General features: G+C 48.6%; 19 protein-coding genes. 5 read left to right on the top strand and 14 right to left on the bottom strand.

Translation table 11 applies throughout. The features are described from left to right. The first annotated feature begins 6 nt into the window (after positions 1-6). The 3 genes from ACXAD6_RS02910 (at position 7) to ACXAD6_RS02900 (ending at position 2,748) form a co-directional block, all read left to right on the top strand. The gene (locus ACXAD6_RS02910) at positions 7-780 is read left to right on the top strand and encodes a LamB/YcsF family protein (protein ID WP_474967569.1); all 774 of its coding nucleotides are present in this window, start codon (positions 7-9) and stop codon (positions 778-780) included. A gap of 17 nt (positions 781-797) precedes the next feature. Further along, entirely contained in the window at positions 798-1,988 is a 1,191-nt protein-coding gene (locus ACXAD6_RS02905) for an NRAMP family divalent metal transporter (protein ID WP_474967568.1), read from the top strand. Positions 1,989-2,082: 94 nt separating this feature from the next. After that, positions 2,083-2,748, top strand: coding sequence for an O-methyltransferase (locus tag ACXAD6_RS02900; RefSeq protein WP_474967567.1), 666 nt, complete (start codon positions 2,083-2,085; stop codon positions 2,746-2,748). 87 nt (positions 2,749-2,835) lie between these two features. Here ACXAD6_RS02900 and ACXAD6_RS02895 read toward each other — a convergent pair whose 3' ends face one another. From ACXAD6_RS02895 to ACXAD6_RS02850, 10 genes are all read right to left on the bottom strand, one after another. Next, on the bottom strand, positions 2,836-3,648 hold the full coding sequence (locus ACXAD6_RS02895) for a protein phosphatase 2C domain-containing protein (RefSeq protein WP_474967566.1): 813 nt from the start codon (positions 3,646-3,648) through the stop codon (positions 2,836-2,838). Continuing rightward, on the bottom strand, positions 3,645-4,202 hold the full coding sequence (locus tag ACXAD6_RS02890) for a GNAT family N-acetyltransferase (RefSeq protein WP_474967565.1): 558 nt from the start codon (positions 4,200-4,202) through the stop codon (positions 3,645-3,647). Before ACXAD6_RS02890 ends, ACXAD6_RS02895 begins: the two co-directional genes overlap by 4 nt. Positions 4,203-4,372: 170 nt before the next feature. Further along, positions 4,373-5,347 (bottom strand): quinone oxidoreductase family protein, encoded by a 975-nt coding sequence (locus tag ACXAD6_RS02885; RefSeq protein WP_474967564.1) that lies wholly within the window; start codon positions 5,345-5,347, stop codon positions 4,373-4,375. Between the two features lie 10 nt (positions 5,348-5,357). Beyond that, positions 5,358-6,143 (bottom strand): enoyl-CoA hydratase/isomerase family protein, encoded by a 786-nt coding sequence (locus ACXAD6_RS02880; RefSeq protein WP_474967563.1) that lies wholly within the window; start codon positions 6,141-6,143, stop codon positions 5,358-5,360. Between the two features lie 14 nt (positions 6,144-6,157). Continuing rightward, positions 6,158-7,918 carry an acyl-CoA dehydrogenase family protein gene (locus ACXAD6_RS02875; protein WP_474967562.1) on the bottom strand — a complete coding sequence of 587 codons (1,761 nt, stop codon included), beginning with the start codon at positions 7,916-7,918 and terminating at the stop codon, positions 6,158-6,160. Then, positions 7,905-8,642, bottom strand: coding sequence for a 2-phosphosulfolactate phosphatase (locus ACXAD6_RS02870; RefSeq protein ID WP_474967561.1), 738 nt, complete (start codon positions 8,640-8,642; stop codon positions 7,905-7,907). The genes ACXAD6_RS02875 and ACXAD6_RS02870 overlap by 14 nt, the downstream gene beginning before the upstream one ends. Before the next feature lie 2 nt (positions 8,643-8,644). Further along, positions 8,645-9,706 carry a phosphotransferase family protein gene (locus ACXAD6_RS02865; RefSeq protein ID WP_474967560.1) on the bottom strand — a complete coding sequence of 354 codons (1,062 nt, stop codon included), beginning with the start codon at positions 9,704-9,706 and terminating at the stop codon, positions 8,645-8,647. Between the two features lie 10 nt (positions 9,707-9,716). Then, positions 9,717-10,115, bottom strand: coding sequence for an acyl-CoA thioesterase (locus tag ACXAD6_RS02860; RefSeq protein ID WP_474967559.1), 399 nt, complete (start codon positions 10,113-10,115; stop codon positions 9,717-9,719). A 12-nt stretch (positions 10,116-10,127) separates the two neighbouring features. Beyond that, on the bottom strand, positions 10,128-11,000 hold the full coding sequence (locus ACXAD6_RS02855; RefSeq protein ID WP_474967558.1) for a 3-hydroxyacyl-CoA dehydrogenase family protein: 873 nt from the start codon (positions 10,998-11,000) through the stop codon (positions 10,128-10,130). Positions 11,001-11,075: 75 nt separating this feature from the next. Beyond that, a complete protein-coding gene (locus tag ACXAD6_RS02850; protein WP_474967557.1) occupies positions 11,076-11,855 on the bottom strand; it encodes an SDR family oxidoreductase in 780 nt (259 codons plus the stop codon). Positions 11,856-12,271: 416 nt separating this feature from the next. Between ACXAD6_RS02850 and ACXAD6_RS02845 the strand changes: the two genes are divergently transcribed. Further along, positions 12,272-12,685, top strand: coding sequence for a CotY/CotZ family spore coat protein (locus ACXAD6_RS02845; RefSeq protein WP_474970352.1), 414 nt, complete (start codon positions 12,272-12,274; stop codon positions 12,683-12,685). Between the two features lie 158 nt (positions 12,686-12,843). Then, the gene (locus tag ACXAD6_RS02840; RefSeq protein WP_474967556.1) at positions 12,844-13,680 is read left to right on the top strand and encodes an STAS domain-containing protein; all 837 of its coding nucleotides are present in this window, start codon (positions 12,844-12,846) and stop codon (positions 13,678-13,680) included. A 16-nt stretch (positions 13,681-13,696) separates the two neighbouring features. Here the strand turns inward: ACXAD6_RS02840 and ACXAD6_RS02835 are convergent, their stop codons facing one another. The 4 genes from ACXAD6_RS02835 to proC form a co-directional block, all read right to left on the bottom strand. Further along, on the bottom strand, positions 13,697-14,476 hold the full coding sequence (locus tag ACXAD6_RS02835; RefSeq protein ID WP_474967555.1) for a nucleotidyltransferase domain-containing protein: 780 nt from the start codon (positions 14,474-14,476) through the stop codon (positions 13,697-13,699). Between the two features lie 281 nt (positions 14,477-14,757). Further along, positions 14,758-16,017, bottom strand: coding sequence for a glutamate-5-semialdehyde dehydrogenase (locus ACXAD6_RS02830; protein ID WP_474967554.1), 1,260 nt, complete (start codon positions 16,015-16,017; stop codon positions 14,758-14,760). A gap of 20 nt (positions 16,018-16,037) precedes the next feature. After that, positions 16,038-17,168, bottom strand: coding sequence for a glutamate 5-kinase (gene proB / locus ACXAD6_RS02825; RefSeq protein WP_027956205.1), 1,131 nt, complete (start codon positions 17,166-17,168; stop codon positions 16,038-16,040). 39 nt (positions 17,169-17,207) lie between these two features. Then, positions 17,208-18,050 carry a pyrroline-5-carboxylate reductase gene (gene proC / locus ACXAD6_RS02820; protein WP_474967553.1) on the bottom strand — a complete coding sequence of 281 codons (843 nt, stop codon included), beginning with the start codon at positions 18,048-18,050 and terminating at the stop codon, positions 17,208-17,210. Positions 18,051-18,276: the final 226 nt, after the last annotated feature.

Below are 18,276 nucleotides of genomic sequence, written 5' to 3'. Positions count from 1 at the left end.
ATACGCATGTACGTTGTTGATTTGAACTGTGATATGGGAGAAAGCTTCGGGTCCTACACAATCGGACGGGACGAAGAAATGATGAACTATGTGACTTCCGTGAATATCGCCTGCGGCTATCACGCTGGTGATCCATCCATTATGAAGAAAACCGTACGCATGGCCATCCAGTATGGTGTAGGAATCGGTGCACACCCGGGCCTTCCGGATCTGGCTGGTTTCGGCCGCCGACCAATGGAGATTTCACCAGAGGAAGCGTATGATATGGTCGTTTACCAGGTCGGTGCGCTTCAAGGGTTTGTCCAGGCGGAAGGCGGGCAGCTCCAGCATGTCAAACCACACGGCGCCCTTTTCAACATGGCCGCTAAAAACCGCCCGCTGGCTGACGCTGTTGCCAAAGCAGTTCATGACGTGGATGCTTCACTCATCCTGTTTGGGCTGGCTGGCAGTGAATTAATCCACGCAGGTAAAGCTGCCGGGTTGAAAACAGCAAGTGAAGTCTTTTCCGACCGTACCTATCAGGAGGATGGCTCTCTCACTTCACGCCGGGAACCGAATGCCTTGATTACCGATCATGAAGAAGCGGTTAATCAGGTGATTCGTATGGTCAAAGAAAGAAAAGTCTCAACGCTTCAAGATATCGATATCGATATCGATGCCGAAACGATTTGTATCCACGGGGACGGCGCAAGCGCTGTTGACTTCGCAAAATACATACGGGAGGCTTTCCAGGAATCAGGCATCCAGCTTGAAGCTATCGGATCGGTCTTATCACGATAAGTAGAAAGGAGAACAACATGAAACAACAATCGACCAGAAGTCTCCTCTTAGGGGCCGCTTTCCTTATGGCGACCTCCGCCATCGGTCCGGGATTTCTAACACAAACGACACACTTTACCGAACAGCTTGCTGCGAGTTTCGGTTTTGTCATCCTCATATCCATCATCATTGATATTGGTGCGCAGTTGAACATCTGGCGGATCATCGCCGTTTCGGAAAAACCGGCACAGGATATAGCGAACAGCCTCCTGCCGGGTCTCGGCGTTTTCTTATCCATTCTCATTGTAGCCGGAGGTCTCGCTTTTAATATCGGTAACATTGCCGGTGCCGGACTGGGGACCAATGTCCTCTTCGGCATCTCCCCTGAGATGGGTGCTCTGTTCAGCGGTATTGTAGCCGTCGCCGTCTTCCTCGTTCGGGAAGCTGGAAAGGTGATGGACCGGTTCGCTCAAATTGCCGGTTTTATCATGATCGCTCTTACCATCTTTGTTATGTTCTCAGCCAACCCGCCTATCGGGGAGGCGGCTGCCAAAACATTCGCCCCGGATACGATTGATTTCCTGGCGATTATCACGCTTGTCGGTGGAACCGTCGGTGGATATATCACGTTCGCAGGGGGCCACCGCCTTCTTGACGCCGGTGTAAAGGGACAGGAATCTCTGGGGCAGGTAACGAAAAGCTCCGTATCGGCGATCGGAATCGCTTCCGTTATGAGGATTTTCCTTTTCCTCGCTTCTCTTGGAGTGGTCGCTTCCGGTGTCACCCTCGATCCATCCAACCCGCCGGCCTCTGTATTCCAGGCCGCAGCAGGAAATGTCGGATATAAGATTTTCGGAATTATCATGTGGGCGGCCGCTGTTACATCAGTAGTCGGTGCCGCTTATACGTCCGTATCCTTCATCCGTACATTCAGTAAAACCATCGAGAAGTACCACAAGTGGTTCATCGTCGGGTTTATTGTCATTTCCACCACGGTCTTTGTTTCCATCGGGAAACCTGTCAAAGTTCTGATTCTTGTCGGGTCTTTGAATGGTCTGATCCTTCCGATTGCTCTCGGGGTCATGCTTGTGGCCGCCTATAAAACAAAAATCGTCGGCGATTACAAACATCCGCTCTGGCTTACGATCTTCGGAGCCCTCATTGTCATTGCAATGGCTTATATGGGCGGTGTATCCTTGATTCAAGGTATTCCACAGCTTTTTGAATAAATAGAAAAACGGGCGGTCCACTGGGTTCCGCCCGTTCTTTGTAACCAGCTGCCGGTTGGGAAGCGGCATCAAAAAAAGAAAAGGAGAGGATGTTATGAGCGAACGTGAAACGTGGGCAAACGTAGATGAATACGTCATCGACCGGCTGATTCCTGAGGATGAGGCAATGGCTTCCATTACAGACTTGAATGAAAAAGAAGGCCTGCCTTCCATCGGTGTCTCCGCTGCGCAGGGAAAAATGCTCTACCTTTATGTCAAAATGAAAGCAGCCCGCAGAGTGTTGGAAATTGGAACGCTTGGCGGATACAGCTCAATCTGGATGGCCAAAGCACTGCCGGAAAATGGAGTGCTCACCACTCTTGAGTTTAACCCAAAGCATGCCGAAACGGCTTCCATCAATATGGAAAACGCTGGTGTGAAGGATAAAATCTCCATTCACGTCGGGCCTGCTCTCGAGACGCTCCCTATGCTCGAGAATGACGAACCCTTCGACTTTATTTTCATCGATGCCGATAAGGAGAACAATCCCCACTATATCGAACACGTATTGAAACTGTCCAAACCAGGAACAACCATCCTGGTCGACAACGTCATTCGGAACGGTAAAATCCTCGAGGAAAACAGCGAGTCCCAAAGTATCCAAGGAATCCGGCAGATGTTCGACCTTCTCCACAATCATCCGCGTCTGGAGAGCACCGTCTTCCAGACAGTTGGAAACAAAGGGTATGACGGTTTCCTACTTGCGGTGGTCGAATCATAACGGACTTTCTCCTAACTATAAAACCTGAAAGATGATCGATTGACAGCGGTCATCCTTCAGGTTTTTTTCGTTTCACCAGCAAACAGTTTAGGAAAAGCGCAGGTGGATCACTGTCCGGTCGTCAATCGGAAGCTGGTGCTTCTCTAAATAGGAAGTAAGATCGCTGATATAGGAGCGGATCCCCTCCTGCTTCATTCGTCTGCATGTCTCTTCCAAAGAAAGTTCAGGATGGAATAAACCGTCACTTACAAGCCATAGATCCTCGAGCCCTTCAACTGGATAGGAGCCTGAATCCAGATGGGTCATCACCTCCGGCATACCGTTGGCTACCGTATAACCTCCTGGTGTGTTAGCCAGGCCCCGGTTATACTGAAGCTTATGTAGAAGCACGTCATAATACGGCTCTTCCTTGACCTGCAGTCCATTTCCTCTGTCTTTCTCTCTTTTCGATTTTGCACGGGCGCTGATTCCTGCGACGGTATCTGTCGTGAGGACATGAACAGCCCCCTTTTTATCACCGGCCATAATCATGCAATCTCCCAGATGAGCATAGTGGAAATGCCTGTGTTCCAATTTAATCGCAGCGACACACGTCGACCACCGCTCCTCTCCTCTGGACGTATCCACTCCGGCAGAAACCATCTCTTCAAACAAACGGGTGTTGGCTTCCTCCACTGTTCTTTTCAAGGAAGCATCACCGTCCATGTTCTGCATGTGTTCCCTGAAACGATGGGCTGCAAGATAGGCGCCGTTATGACCATCCTCATCTTCAAACGAAACAAGTGGCGTAGCTCCATCAAACACGCCGAAAACACCGGCGGCCTCATGAAGAACATAGGCATCTTCGCTTTCTTTTTTGGCGGGACTTTTCAACTGGACAGCTTCTACCTGATACTTCATAGGTCCACCGTTTGTTTGACCCAGTCTTTTTTAAGCATGCCGTAGACCACATGATCTGTATACTCATCATAGAGGAGGGCGGCGCTGCGGATGAGTCCTTCCTCTACAAAACCGAGACGCTCAGGGACAGCCCTGCTTTTTTCATTCTGCTCCGCCGCACGGATCTCGATCCGGTTCATCCCAAGCGTATAAAAGGCATAATCGAATAATACCCGGCAGGCGCGTGTCAACAGACCTTTCCCTTTAAATTCCTCTCCCATCCAGTAACCGATGCTGGTCCTTTTGTTGTTGTAATCCAGTTCGTGGAAATCAACGATACCGGCGATCCGCCCTTCCCAAAGGATACAGACCGTCCAGCCGTTATGTTCCGCATATCTCTTTAGGCTGCTTTGGATAAACCCCCGGGTATCCTCCACCGTCTTCGTGAAATCAATCCACGGAAGCCACGTTCGAAGGTGATCCCTGGATTGGTCCGATAATTGAAAGAGTTCTTCAGCGTCTTCGTGTCCAATTAATTTCAATGACAACTGATCATCAACTGTATAGGTAAACAAGATAAAAGCCCCCTTTATTTCTGCGTGTCCTGTGTATTCGACAAGTTTCCAATTGATTCCTCCCTGTCCTTGGATCAGCTTCAAAAAAGGGACCGATTCTCAGAGGCACCTTTGAAGATCGGGGAAAATAGAAAAGCTGCCGGGGATTTCCCGACAGGCTTAAACCGGCATTATGGCTTAAGTACAAGCTTTCCTTTCGTTTTTCTCCCCTGCATCAGTTCATGGACTTTGGCTGCTTCCTCCAATGAATACACACCGCCTACCGTCAAATTTACATCGCCGGTATTCACTAGTTCCAATAAATGGTGAAGGCTTCGTTTGAACATTTCCGGTTTCTTCATAATCTGCGGAAGGAAGAAACCGATGACGGATAAGTTTCGGTTCATCAAGCCGGAAGGATACATTTTTGCCGGATCTCCACTGGCTACCCCATACACGACTACACGACCGAACGACCGCATACACTTCACCGTTTCGTGGAAAATGTCTCCTCCTGCCATTTCCAAAGCAACATCGACCCCGCGTCCGCCCGTCATTTCAAGAACATCGTCCCGCCAGTTTTCCTTCGTATAGTCCACCGCTTCATCGGCTCCAAGTTCAAGAGCCAGCTGCCGCTTCTCCTCTGTACTTGCCGTTGCAATGACTTTCCCTGCACCAAACTGTTTCGCCAGCTGCACCGCAAGCGATCCTACCCCTCCTGCTGCTGCATGAACAAGCACCGTTTCTCCGTGCTCCATCCGTCCCATCGTCGTTAAAATGTGATAAGCAGTCAGTCCCTGTAGAGGAATGGCCACAGCCGTTTCATCGTCCACCTCTTCAGGAATCGGAATGAGGGAGACAGCCTTCGCTTTCGCATACTCCGCATACCCACCGGATTCAATCAAAGTCACGACACGGTCCCCTTCGTGCACATCCTGGACGTCAGATCCAACAGCCTCCACAACCCCGGCCACTTCAGCACCAGGGATAAATGGGAGAGGTGTCGGAACCACATAGGCCCCCTCTCTACGGGCCGTATCGGCATAGTTGACACCAACAGCCGATACTTTGACCAGCACTTCATCCTCAGCCAGGGACGGCTTTTCAATGTCCACTTTTTCAAGGACGGATGGACTTCCATATTCTTTAAATTGAATAGCTTTCATCATTCTTCCCTCACTTCCCTGTAAACTGTGGTTTCCGCTTTTCCTTAAATGCAGCCACACCTTCTTTATGATCCATTGTTTCCACCATCATCGTTTGAGAAATCCGTTCCTGCTCCAGGATAGCGGCAAGGTCGGATTGATCGGCTTGATCCACAATTTTCTTCATCATACCGATGGCCCTCCCCGGCCCTTTAGCCAGACGAAGCGCATAATCCATCGCTGTCTCTTCCAGCTCACCAGCTGGAATCACCCTGTTGACGAGGCCCCACTCTGATGCTGTCTCGACTGGAATCGGTTCGGCAGTAAACAGCAGCTCTTTCGTCCGGTAGGGACCGATGAGACGGGAAAGGAAATAGTGACCGCCGCCATCGGATATCAAGCCGACCTGCGCAAAGCTCAAAACAAACCGACTTTCTTCAGCTGCCAGAATCTGATCACAGGCAAGAGCGAGGTTGAACCCTGCTCCGGCCGCATACCCATGGACGACCGCTACGACCGGCTTCGGTACATCTTTGATCTTCAGAATCAGTTTATTCAACTCACCGACATGATCATACAAATGCTGGGCCGAAGCTTCGCCCATGCTTTTCACATCGCCTCCTGCCGAAAAAGACCGCCCTGCTCCGGAAAGCGTAATCACTTTCACTTCCTCATTCCTGGAGGCCTCTTCCAAAGCTTCCATCAAACCACCGATCATTTGGTCAGAAAAAGCGTTCAGACTTTCCGGACGGTTCAGTACACAGGACATGACGGGTCCATTGATATCCACAGCTACATGCTCATTTCCTAATTTCATCTTCATCTCTCCTTTTAAACTTTATAGTGACCGGATTCTACCATTTGTTCAGCAAGGCGGCGGTTCCGATCCAGGCTTCCTTCAAAGGAATACACACTCAACAGGGCTGCAGCACTCCTCAATGCCTTCGTCCGTTCTTCTCCTTTAAGGAGAGAAGAAAACAAGCGGCTCACAGACAGGCGGACATTTTCAATGGACCTCTCAATGACGGTCTCAGCCAGCTGCAGGTGAAGACTTGAGGTTCCACTGCCTTTTTTGGCACGAAGAACGGTAGATTCGGAGCGGTAGATTTCAATGGCTATGTCTGCCAGTTCCATCAATATTTCCTGTTCCTCTTTCATAGCGGATCCATGAATTTTATAGGCAGCTCCAGCGGAAACGAGATATAAATCTTTACACAAAGCGACCGCCTCTTCGAGCTTCGGCACAGGACCCTGCTCCCGTTTGTAACCACCTGTTTTCAGGGATTCATCGGCTTGTTTCACTAAGGTATGTGTATCTATTTCCGCTTTTCCGGCTGTTTGGAAAAAGGCACCCGGGATGAGGAGACGATTAATTTCGTTGGTTCCTTCAAAAATGCGGTTGATGCGCGCATCACGATAAGCCTGTTCAACCGGATATTCCTTGATGAACCCTGCCCCTCCGTGAAGCTGAACCGCTTCATCGACGACACGATCCAGTGTTTCAGATCCGACAATCTTGCAGATGGCTGCTTCCATACGATGCTCGTTCATCGCTTTGGACACAGCTTGTTTGTCTTCTGTATCATAGTGGTCCGCGAGTGCTGATTCAATATGCCCCGCTGTCCGGTACATGACCGATTCAGCCGCATATAAGTCCGCGGCCATCCAAGCCAGTTTCTGCTTACTTGCCCTGAAATCTGTGATCGCTTTTCCAAACTGCCGACGCTCGGAAGCATGACCAAGAGCGAGCTGAAAGCTGTACTTTGCCGCACCAAGTGTAGCAAACCCTAAATTAAACCGACCGAGATTCAACACATTCAACGCAATCAAATGCCCCCGGCCGACGTCCCCCAGAAGATTCTCCACCGGGACCTGACAGTCTTCCATTACAACTGAGCAGGTGGAGGATCCTTTGATTCCCATTTTGTCTTCTTCCGGGCCGATCGACAGCCCTGGAAAATCCTTTTCTACGATAAAAGCTGTAAAATGCTCTCCATCCACTTTCGCGTACACGATGAACGTATCGGAAAACGCAGCATTCGTTATATAGATTTTCGTTCCATTAAGCACATAATGCGATCCGGTGTCATTCATGACAGCTGTCGTTTTTGCGGATAAAGCGTCCGATCCTGCTTCCGGTTCTGTCAGGCAGTAGGCACCTATAAAAGCTCCAGAGGCAAGTTTCGGCAGGTATTTCTTCTTCTGTTCCTCCGAACCGAAGTAAGTAATGGGCAGAGTGGCGATACACGTATGATTGGAATGGGCCACACTGTAGCCGCCGGCGCTCCCCAGCGCTTCTCCCACGATGCCTTTGCTGATTTTATCAAGCCCGAGACCACCGTACGTTTCCGGAATGCTGTGAGCCAGGAGCCCCAGCTCCCCTGCTTTTTTCATCTTCCGGTCAACGAAGTCATAATCGCCCCGTTCGATGCGTTCCCTATATGGACGCACCTCTCCTTCAATAAACTGCCGGGCGGTCCGGCCGATCATCCGGTGCTCTTCCGTCTGATCTTCCGGGGTGAAAACCGCCTCCGGATCAATATCGGAAGTGAGGAATCGACCACCTTTCCATTCATCTTTAACTGGATGCATAATACCTCTCCTTCACTTGTCCTGTTATTTTGTCGTAAGCAAGAACCGCTTCAACCACTCCTTCCTGTGCAGCGAAGTCGATTTCCACAGGATCGAGACCATGTTTCATTAACCAGTTTCCAATCCGGCAGGAACGAAGCAATTCCCGGCCCTCACCACCGCCCTTATAAAAATGCAGGGATGTTAACGCCCCATCTGAAAGCTCCCAATGTCCATCCTGCTGCATATGATGGACAAGACTTCCAGCTCCATAAAAATCCTCCATTGTAAACAAACCGCTTGATCCAGAGCAGATGATCACAATCGTTTCCCCGCCGTGAGATTCGTTCAGATGCTTGGCTGTTGCCGGGTTGTTGAGCAGCGATGAGGCATAAAGATCTGCCGCTTGTTGAGCCTTGTGAAGCGCGACCGTACCATTCGTAGTTGTCAAAATCAGATGTTTACCCGCAACAAATGGTTTCAGCTGATTTCGTAAAGGCGGATAAAACCCCTCAATCGTCCGCCCTTGATCCTCGCCGGCAAGAAGAAAGGGCTGGTCAAATGCCTCGGCTGTTTTCCGAGCTTGCTCAGGACTGTAAACAGGGAGCACAGACAACGCCCCATCAGCAATCGCGGCCGTCATTGTCGACGTTGCAAAAAGCACGTCAAAAACCACAGCTGTTTTCCCGGCCAGCTTTTCAGGCTGGATGTCTTCCTTTTTGAAAATGACTTCGATTTTCCCCATACCTACAACCCTGCCGTTTCTTCCGCATGATGAATCAAGTTATTGACAAAATGATTCATTTGAGCAAATCTTGGATCCTCTGTCTGACCATTTTTATACCGGAAGTAAATCTGCTGGATAATTCCAGCCAGCTTAAAGTAAGCAAATGTCAAATAAACATGGATGTCGTCGACATTCCGGCCGCTTCTTAAAGAGTAAGCGTTTACAAACTCATCCCTTGTAAAAAAGCCATCCTTTACTGTGACCGGCGGTCTGCCCAGCCCTTCCTGCAGCATCGGTGGATCATCGGATTGGATCCAATAGCTGAGCGCTGCTCCCAGGTCTGCAAGCGGATCTCCGACCGTTGTCATTTCCCAGTCAAACAGCCCGACCATTTCAGCATGGTTCTGCCTGCTGAACATGGCATTGTTCAACTTGTAATCATAATGAATGACAGAAGCTCCCCCGGATAAAGGGATATGATCCAAGAGCCACTTCTTCAACCGTTCACCTGAAACAACATCGTCCGTCCGCGAACGGTCGTACCGTTTGATCCATCCGTGTACTTGACGCTCCATAAATCCATCAGGCTTCACCATATGGACGAGTTCTGTTTTCGAATAATCCACAGCATGAAGTTCGGCAAGCTTGTCCACCATCGTCTGTGAAACCCGCCGTCCGAGCTCCGCATTTCCTTCTACTCCTTCTGGAAACTGTTTATCATAGACGATTCCTTCTCTGCGTTCCATTATGAAAAAAGGGGCTCCGAGCAGATCACCAGATTCAAAGAGAAAAGGTCTCGGAGCCAGTGGATAAACTGGATGCAGCGCCTGGAGCACGTTGTATTCCCGCTCCATATCGTGGGCCTTTGGAGCAACCGGCCCAAGCGGCGGACGCCTCAGCACAACCTTCCAGTCTTCTCCCGCAGAAAGCTCATACGTTAAGTTGGAGTGTCCGGCGCCGAACTGTCTGATGGTAAGCTCCTCGCCCGGCATGTTCAAACGTTCTTTCAAAAAGGGAATCAATATCTTATAATCCAGCTCTTCACCTTTACGCACTGCCTGCGTATCTTTCGTTTCGGCCATCCGACCCCTCCTATTTCACAACAGGCTTATGCTCCTCCAGACGCTGTCTCATTTCGTCTGTAAATGGCAGACTTCTCTGTTTTTCAAAATCGAACTGCACGATGACTGAACTTCCCTCAGCCACGACTTCCTGTGAATCTTTCTCCACCATCTCCTGTATCAGATGAAAACTGGAGTTTCCGATTTTCGCTACGCTGCTCTTTATGATCAGTGTCTGATTGAAGTACACCTGCTTAAGAAAGTCACATTTAGCAGAAGCCAGAATAAAATTCCACTCCTCCCCGACAAGCTTCAGTTCTTTGAAAAATCGAATGCGGGAATCTTCCATGTAAACAAAAAAATTGCTGTTGTTCACATGACCGAGCATATCCGTCTCACAAAATCGTACCGTTACTTCTATCTCGTGCATGCCCTACTCCTCCTACTGATTCACCTTCGTTTCATACGTATAAAAGCCCTTCCCTGTCTTCCGGCCCAGTTCACCCGCTTCCACTTTCTCCGTCATCGTTCTTGGTGGAAGGTTTGCAGGATCGCCGGTTTCGTTGTACTGCTGCTGCATCACATAACAACCGACGTCGATGCCTGACAAGTCCATGAGCTCGAAAGGACCAATCGGATGACTCAATGCCTTGCGGGTGATTTTATCAATATCCTTGAAGTCCGCGTATCCACCTTCATACAGGCTCACCGCCTCTTTCTGGATCGCAAAAAGAATGCGGTTGGCGATAAATCCTGATATCTCTTTTTCCAGTAAAACAGCCGTACGGTTCAACGCCCGGCAGACGTCCATAGCCGATCCTGCCGTCTCCTGTGATGTATGCTCCCCTTTGACCACTTCCACACAGTCCATAACGAGGGGAGGGTAAAAGAAGTGCATGTTGCAGACCTTATCCGGACGTGAAACCACATCAGCGATTAATGAACTGACCATTGTAGAAGAGTTGGTAGCCAGCACGGTATGAGAAGGGACAATCTCATCAAGCTGGGCAAATACTTCCCGCTTCACATCCAGCTTTTCCACAACGGCTTCGATAACAAGGTCAGCCTCCCCCGCCGCTTCCCGCAAGTCGGTCGTAAAGGAAAGACGCTCAAAGGCTTCCGCTTTTTCCTGTTGAGAAATTTTGTCCTTGTTCACCCATTTCGCCATGATCTGCTCCAGCTTGTCCTTCGCTTGTCCTAAAGCATCGGGACGGACATCCTGCACGTACGTATCGAAACCGGCAAGGGCTGACAGCATAGCGATCTGATGTCCCATACTCCCCGCTCCAATTACTGTGATCTGTTTCATCTCCATGCGATTCCTCCTCTATAAACTTGACACGCATCCCTTTTATCGGATGGGCGTCTGTCCTTTACAAAACAGCTCTTCTCAGCACGAAGCATGCATTCCGCCATCAACGACGAGCACATCCCCTGTCACATAATCAGACGCACGGGAAGCCAGGAAAAGAGCCGCTCCTTTCAAATCCTCTTCGGACCCGAAACGGTTGAGAGGGGTGCGGTCCAGAATGAATTCTCCTCCCTGTTCCAGTAGTCCTTTCGACATTTTGGTAGGGAAAAATCCAGGAGCCAGGGCATTCACTTGAATATTGTGGGCTCCCCACTTTACAGCAAGGTCTTTCGTGAAGGTGATCACAGCCCCTTTACTCGCGTTATATCCGATCGTATCCATGAATCTGGGATCTGCCCCGCCAAGTCCCGCTACAGAAGCGATATTAATAATCTTGCCTGACTTTTGATTCACCATGACCTCTCCGACCTTCTGAGACATTAAGAACGTCCCTGTCACGTTGACATTCATTACTTTTTGGAAGGCTTCCAGCGGCATTTCCAACGTTGGCGCCCCCCAGCTTGCCCCGCTGTTATTGACGAGAATATCGATGGTGCCGAACTTTTCCACCGTTTTTTGAACGACGTGCTCGATGTCTTCGACGTTTGTTACATCACAACCATAAGCGGCAGTCCTGACTCCGTATTCTGCTTCAAGCTGCCTGGCGGTTTCCTCACATGCCTCTCGTTTCCGGGAGCAAAGGACAAGATCCGCCCCTGCCTCTGCAAATCCTTCGGCCATCTGTTTTCCAAGCCCTCGTCCCCCACCGGTTACGAGCGCCGTCTTCCCCGATAGATCGAACAACTCCTTCACATGCATCAGCTCACTCCTTAATAGTTCAGTTATGTAACATACCAAACGGTTAGTATGTTTCCATTCTACTCCCATTATTCTGAAAATTCAACCAGAAAATGAATGAACATTCACCTTTCATACGTGTCCATGAGAAGGGGGCTGTCTCTTTTATATAGAAGAAAAAACAAAAAGAATGCCAGTGTACGCTGGCATTCTTTAAACGGAAGGTCTTCCTTGTATATGCAGGCTGCAGCTGCCGTTTTCCTTCCGCTGTCCTATACCTTATGCATCCGCCTCTTCCCACGGATTGGCCATTGTCCTATATCAGGCTCTAACAGGACGGAAGCACAGCCCTTTTTTCCAGTCCGGAATAGACTATAAGAGATCGAATAGAAAGGAGGATACTGCCTTTGAAACACGATTCTTGCAGTTGCTGCTCCGTGACAAGGACGGTGGCAGCCATCATAAAAGCCCAGAAAATAGTAGCCGGTCGTCACTCTGAAACCAGCTGCCGCACATCCATCGCAGCTCTGCGCGGTGATCATCAGCATCGACAAGGAAATACGACCATTCCGTTTATGTTGTACTGCAGAGATGGACAACGCTTCTGTGGTAATGGGATCAAAGAAAAGGAGGGCAGCTATATATGCTTTACATCTTGCATATTCAAAGCGGTCAGACTCTCCCCCGACCACTCCTGTGCTGTTCTGGAGCTGCTGATTCCACACGAAAATCCTTCCTGTCACAGCTCTTCCCACTCCTATACAGCATCCGGAACATGTATGACAGTCGACCTTTCATGCTTCAGCTCGATCCGATGTTTAGGAACCACTACTCCAAGGAAAACATGGTAGACGTGGATGAATAGATCGGCACCAGTCCGGAAAGTTGTTTTATTTCCTTATTCAGCCGCCTAAAGATGGAAAATATAAGGGATACCTTATATAATAAAAGTATCTATGATGCTCTCCGGATTTTATGAGAGGCTCAAGTAGAGAGAGGAGCTTCCCCATTGAAAGCCAACCTAGCATTTCGAGAATTTCTATTGAAAAAAGCATCGATTCTAACAGAAGAATGGTATAATTCCCTCGATCAAAGTTCGGTTTCGGGCGTCTATGCCTCCCGTGATCAGGCAACCATTGAAAATTTAAAATCCCAAAACTTTGCATTTCACAAACATCTGGCCGAGATCTTCACTCTGGATAAAGAGGCCTTTCTTGCTCACATGAATGACTGGATCGTGGAAATTGGACGGGACCCCCACCATCTCGAGACTCCTACACATGAAATCATGCGGGAATTCATGCGTGTTCGTATCCAATACTTGGATTTCCTCAAGGAATTCATTGAAACCCAGGATGTCGACGTAGACAGGGATAGAGAAACACGCTGGACCCGTCTCCTGGTGGATGCCTTCGATCAGATCATGTATCAGGTCGTCGAGGAAAAATCCAATTACTTGAACCGTACGATTGAAAAACAGCAGTCGACCATCAATGAATTGAGCTCTCCATTGATTCAACTGTCGAATGAGCAGGCGCTCCTGCCTCTTGTCGGGAACATTGATACCGACCGGGCCGCTGCGATCCAGGAGAATATACTGAGAAAATGCACCGAGCAGGATGTAGACTTGCTGTACATAGACTTGTCAGGAGTCTATCTCGTGGATACGATGGTTGCCCAGCAGATTTTCCAGCTGATTGACAGCCTCCGCTTGATCGGAGTATCTTCAACGGTCGTCGGCATCCGTCCGGAAATTGCACAGACCGCCGTTTCCCTCGGCCTCGACTTCAGTCACGTCACGACGACCGCGACGTTATCGCAGGCGATGGCCGGTCAAACCTTTTAAAAAACCAGCTTCCTGTTCAGACAGGAAGCTGGTTTTTTAGTTCGAAGATCATGCGCTCCAAAAACGGAAGGGTATCTTTCTTCCCTTTCCACACCTTTTGAAGCCAGGCAGACTCCTCTTCTAATAGGTGAATAAGAACGTTTACAGCTGTAGGATGCTCCCTCAGAGACAAGTGCTGGTAAACCTTTTGAAGTTTCTTTTTAACCCCGGCAGGCAGGGACTGATCTGCCGTTTTCAATCCAAGCTGCGCACGATCGGGAGCATAATGCTGGAGAAGAACCTTCGCTGTATTCAAAGCCAGGTCATTCAACACTTTACATGCCCACATATCATTTCCACGATCGGAAGCTTTCTTATACTGCAGCAAAAAGAAGGTGACATCATCAACCGCATCCTGAAAATCACGTTCATCTAAATAAAGCTGCTGTTCCTGTTGATGCCTTTCCATTCGCCCTTCAGGATCGTACAGTACACGGACGTAATCCTTATGGATCAGTGTTTCTTCTGTAACTGTAAATAAATCCACGTGGAGGAGATTATCATAAACCGCAATCACCTGAGGAGCAATGATGAAGATTTCATCATAAAACAAAAGAGGTTGATAGCATAAAAGGTGCGTTTTTCTCTTCTTTAAAAATGCATGCTCCTCCTCTTCATCCACAAGGACGTAAAGATCCACATCGGAATGGACATCTTCTTCCCCTCTGCCCATGGACCCTTTTAAAAAGACAGCCTTTACGAGTGCATCTACTTTCAAGCTTTCCAACAATACCTCTACAGCCTCTCCCTGTCTCATCGCCAGCCCTCCTGTAAAATGCGTTTCCAACATCATACAGTTGTTGAAGTTTAAAGTAAATGACCACAGGAAATGGGAGGAATAACAGGCCAGTCCTATATCCTATGCGCCTCCTTGATCAGAAGGGCTCTTCCTTATTCAGTCATCCGAGCCACCATGTGTTCCATCTTTAACTGGAACGTTTTTTCCTTATCCCTGACTGTTCCAACACATTTTTCAGTTACATAAAAAAACAGGCTGCCGAGAGAATATCCTCGACAGCCTGAAAAATTGATCTCTGTTTATCGGGTTTGACCGTTTCCTTTCATAAGGAACTTGATCGTCGTCAATGCCGGCAGCCCCATTGGTCCGCGGGCATGAAGTTTTTGCGTGGAAATACCGATTTCCGCCCCAAATCCAAGGGCCCCGCCATCTGTAAAGCGTGTGGATGCATTGTGATAGAGAGCCGCTGCATCAACAAGCGCAAAGAAGTGATCGGCAGCTTTTTGGTCTTCTGTGACAATGGCTTCCGAGTGCTTCGTTCCATACGTTTCAATATGCGCGATTGCATCTGTCAGATTGTCTACAGCTTTCACCGCTAGATCTGTGCTCAAATATTCTTCAGCCCAGTCTTCTTCTCCAGCTGGAACAGCGCCTGGAATCGTATCAACGATGTGCTCATCGCCATGAACAGCAATATTGTTCTTTTTCAATGCAGCGATTAAGGCATCTTTATGCTCTTTCAACCAGTTTTTGTGAACAACCAGCGTTTCTGCTGCGTTACAAACAGCCGGACGATCGGTTTTTGAGTTGATCAAAATGTTCAGCGCTTTTTCCACATCCGCCTGCTCATCAATATAGATATGGCAGTTGCCGACACCTGTTTCAAGAACAGGGACCGTGGCGTTTTCTACCACAGCCTGAATCAATCGTCCGCCTCCACGTGGAATCAATACGTCGATGTGCTCTTTCATTGTAAACAGCTCGTTTGTAGCTGCACGATCTGTAGAAGCGATGAACTGTACAGCTTCCTTAGGCATTTTCGTCTCTTCGAGTCCTTTGTGAATGACATCTACAATAGCCTCGTTGGAGTGGATGGCAGACGAGCCACCTTTCAGGACAATCGCATTGCCTGATTTCAAAGCGAGTCCGGTAGCATCGACGGTCACGTTCGGACGTGCTTCATAAATCATACCGATCACACCGAGGGGAACGGTCACTTTTTCTACCTGCAGTCCATTTTCCAGCGTCCAGTCTGTCAGGACCTGCCCTGTTGGATCTTCCAGTTCTGCAACGTCACGAAGTCCCTGGGCAAAATCCTCCACGCGTTCTTTGGACAAGGAAAGACGGTCCATAAACGCATCAGTGAAGCCTTGCTCACGTCCATTGGCCAAATCTTTTTCATTGGCCTGCAGAATGCTTTCGTATTCACGTTCAAGTACATCAGCCAGATGAAGCAGCGCTTCATTCTTTTCTTCTTTTGAAAGGATCATCAGCTGTTTGGATGCTTTTTTCGCTTCCATTGCCTGAGCTTCCACATTTACATTCATAGTTACAGTCATCAAAGACCTCCTTGAGTATTTTAAACGCCTACGGGCATGGATACTTCGAGATGGCACACAAAATCTTTCTGTTCAACGGCAGCCTTATCATAAGACTCGAGTTCAGGTTGTGTCAGATTGATCATGTTCTTCATTTGTTCAGAAGAATAGTTGACTACGCCTAAGCCGATTTCTTCACCATCCAAATCATGGATTCGTACGACAGCACCTTTTTCAAAGCGCCCTGTGACATGGTGAACATTGGCCGGCATCAAGCTCTGTTTCATGTCGACAACCGTTTCTTTTGCACGGTGGTCAATAATTACTGTGCCCTCCGGTCCGGAGTTAAAAGCAATCCACTGTTTCTTCTGATCGAGGTTCTCAGCATCAGTCGTAATTTCAAAGTACGTACCTACAGCATCCCCGTAAACCGCATCATAGACGATGTTCGGTGTATTAGCCTTTCCTAGGAAAGAAGCGATACCGGAAGCCATGGAAATTTTGAAGGCATCAATTTTCGATTTCATGCCGCCTGTTCCGACCGCACTTCCCGGATCACCTGCTGCAGCTTCGATTTCAGGGGTAATCTCGTGGACTTTATCAAGCAGTTTTGCATCGGAGTTTTTTCTAGGATCAGCATCATAAAGGCCATCAATATCTGAAAGGATAATCAGCTGATCAGCATCGACAAGGCCGGCGACCTTCGCTGAAAGGGTGTCGTTATCTCCGAACTTCAGTCTGTCGATCGTAATCGTGTCATTTTCGTTTACAATAGGGATAATTCCGCGTTCTAGTAGGACATTGATGGTGTTACGTGCGTTGTTGTAGCGGTTTTCATCAGAGAAATCACTGCGCGTGATGAGGATTTGGGATCCCATATACCCATGGGATAGGAATAGATCAGAGTACGATTCCATGAGCAGACCCTGACCGATGGATGCGGCTGCCTGTTTTTCCGGCAGGGTGCTCGGACGCTCCAGGCATCCCAGTTTCCGGTAACCCGCGGCTACCGCGCCTGAGGAGACAAGGAGGACTTCATGGCCGTCGTCCTTCAAACGGACAACTTCATCGACAAGTTTTTCGAGTTTACGACGGCTGATTTCACCGTGCGCACTGGTTAATGAACTGCTTCCAATTTTAATAACGATTCGTTTCTTAGTTTGACTCAACATATCACTCCTGTTTAACAATTTTGCGTCTGTCAGCTGTATTTATCTACTGCCTACGAGAAGTCCTTCAAGTTCTGCACTCAATTCTTTGGATCGGGAAGCAGCACCGCGTACGGCTTCTGAAATCGCCTGACCTCCGCCGCTGGCTGCAAGCGCATCGAGTCCTGCTGCCGTTGTACCATTCGGTGAAGTTACGTTCTCCCGCAGTTCTGCCGGGGATTCATCACGTTCCAACATCATTTTGGCGGCACCAAGCAGTGTCTGTGCTCCAATTTCACGAAGCGTTTCCGGATCCATCCCTTCTGAACGGCCCGTTTCTTCGATATGCTCCATCAAATAATAAAAGTACGCAGGTCCGCTTCCAGCGATTCCAGTGAAGACGTCCATTTTCTCTTCTTCTATGACGAAGACTTCACCGATTGAACGAAGCAGAGCTTTCGTAACTTCGACCTTCTCCATGTCTGCGAACTGCCCGGGGCACACGGCCGTGGCTGATTCACGAAGCATGCTGGAAGTATTCGGCATCACACGGACCACCTGCTGGCGGTCATTCAGACGATCTTCCATATAAGAAGTAGAAATACCGGCAAGAACAGATACAAGAACTTGGTCCGGGGTCAATTTATTTTTCAAGTCTTCCAAAACAGCGTCAATATCTTTCGGCTTCATTGCCAGAATGAACTGATCCACTTCAGCGAAATTCAATTCATCTTTTAATACTGTACGGACGCCGTATTTATATTGAATGTGGTTTAAACGTTCCTGATTACTTCGGTTGGTTACAATGATCTGTTCAGCTGGAATATTACCCGACTCCACCATTCCTGAAATCATCGCCTCTGCCATAGATCCTGCACCTAGAAAAGCAATCGTTTGTTTAATCATTTGGGTTAATCTCTCCCGTTCGCATTTTTGTTCGCTTTTTCTCTAAGACGTTTTTCATCATAACACTGGCAAAAACAGATTCAAGGGCTTTTCTACAAGTCGGGTCTATATTCGTCAATTAGTCCGTGTAAACGGTTTCAAAGAGAGATATTTCGCAGTCATCGCTTCTCATCGGAAATAATCTCGTCTCATGGATGTATTTGCGGCTTGAATTTTTAAGAAATGC

The organism is Halobacillus sp. ABH2_015 (assembly GCF_056158945.1).
This window is presented reverse-complemented; position numbering and strand designations above follow the sequence as displayed.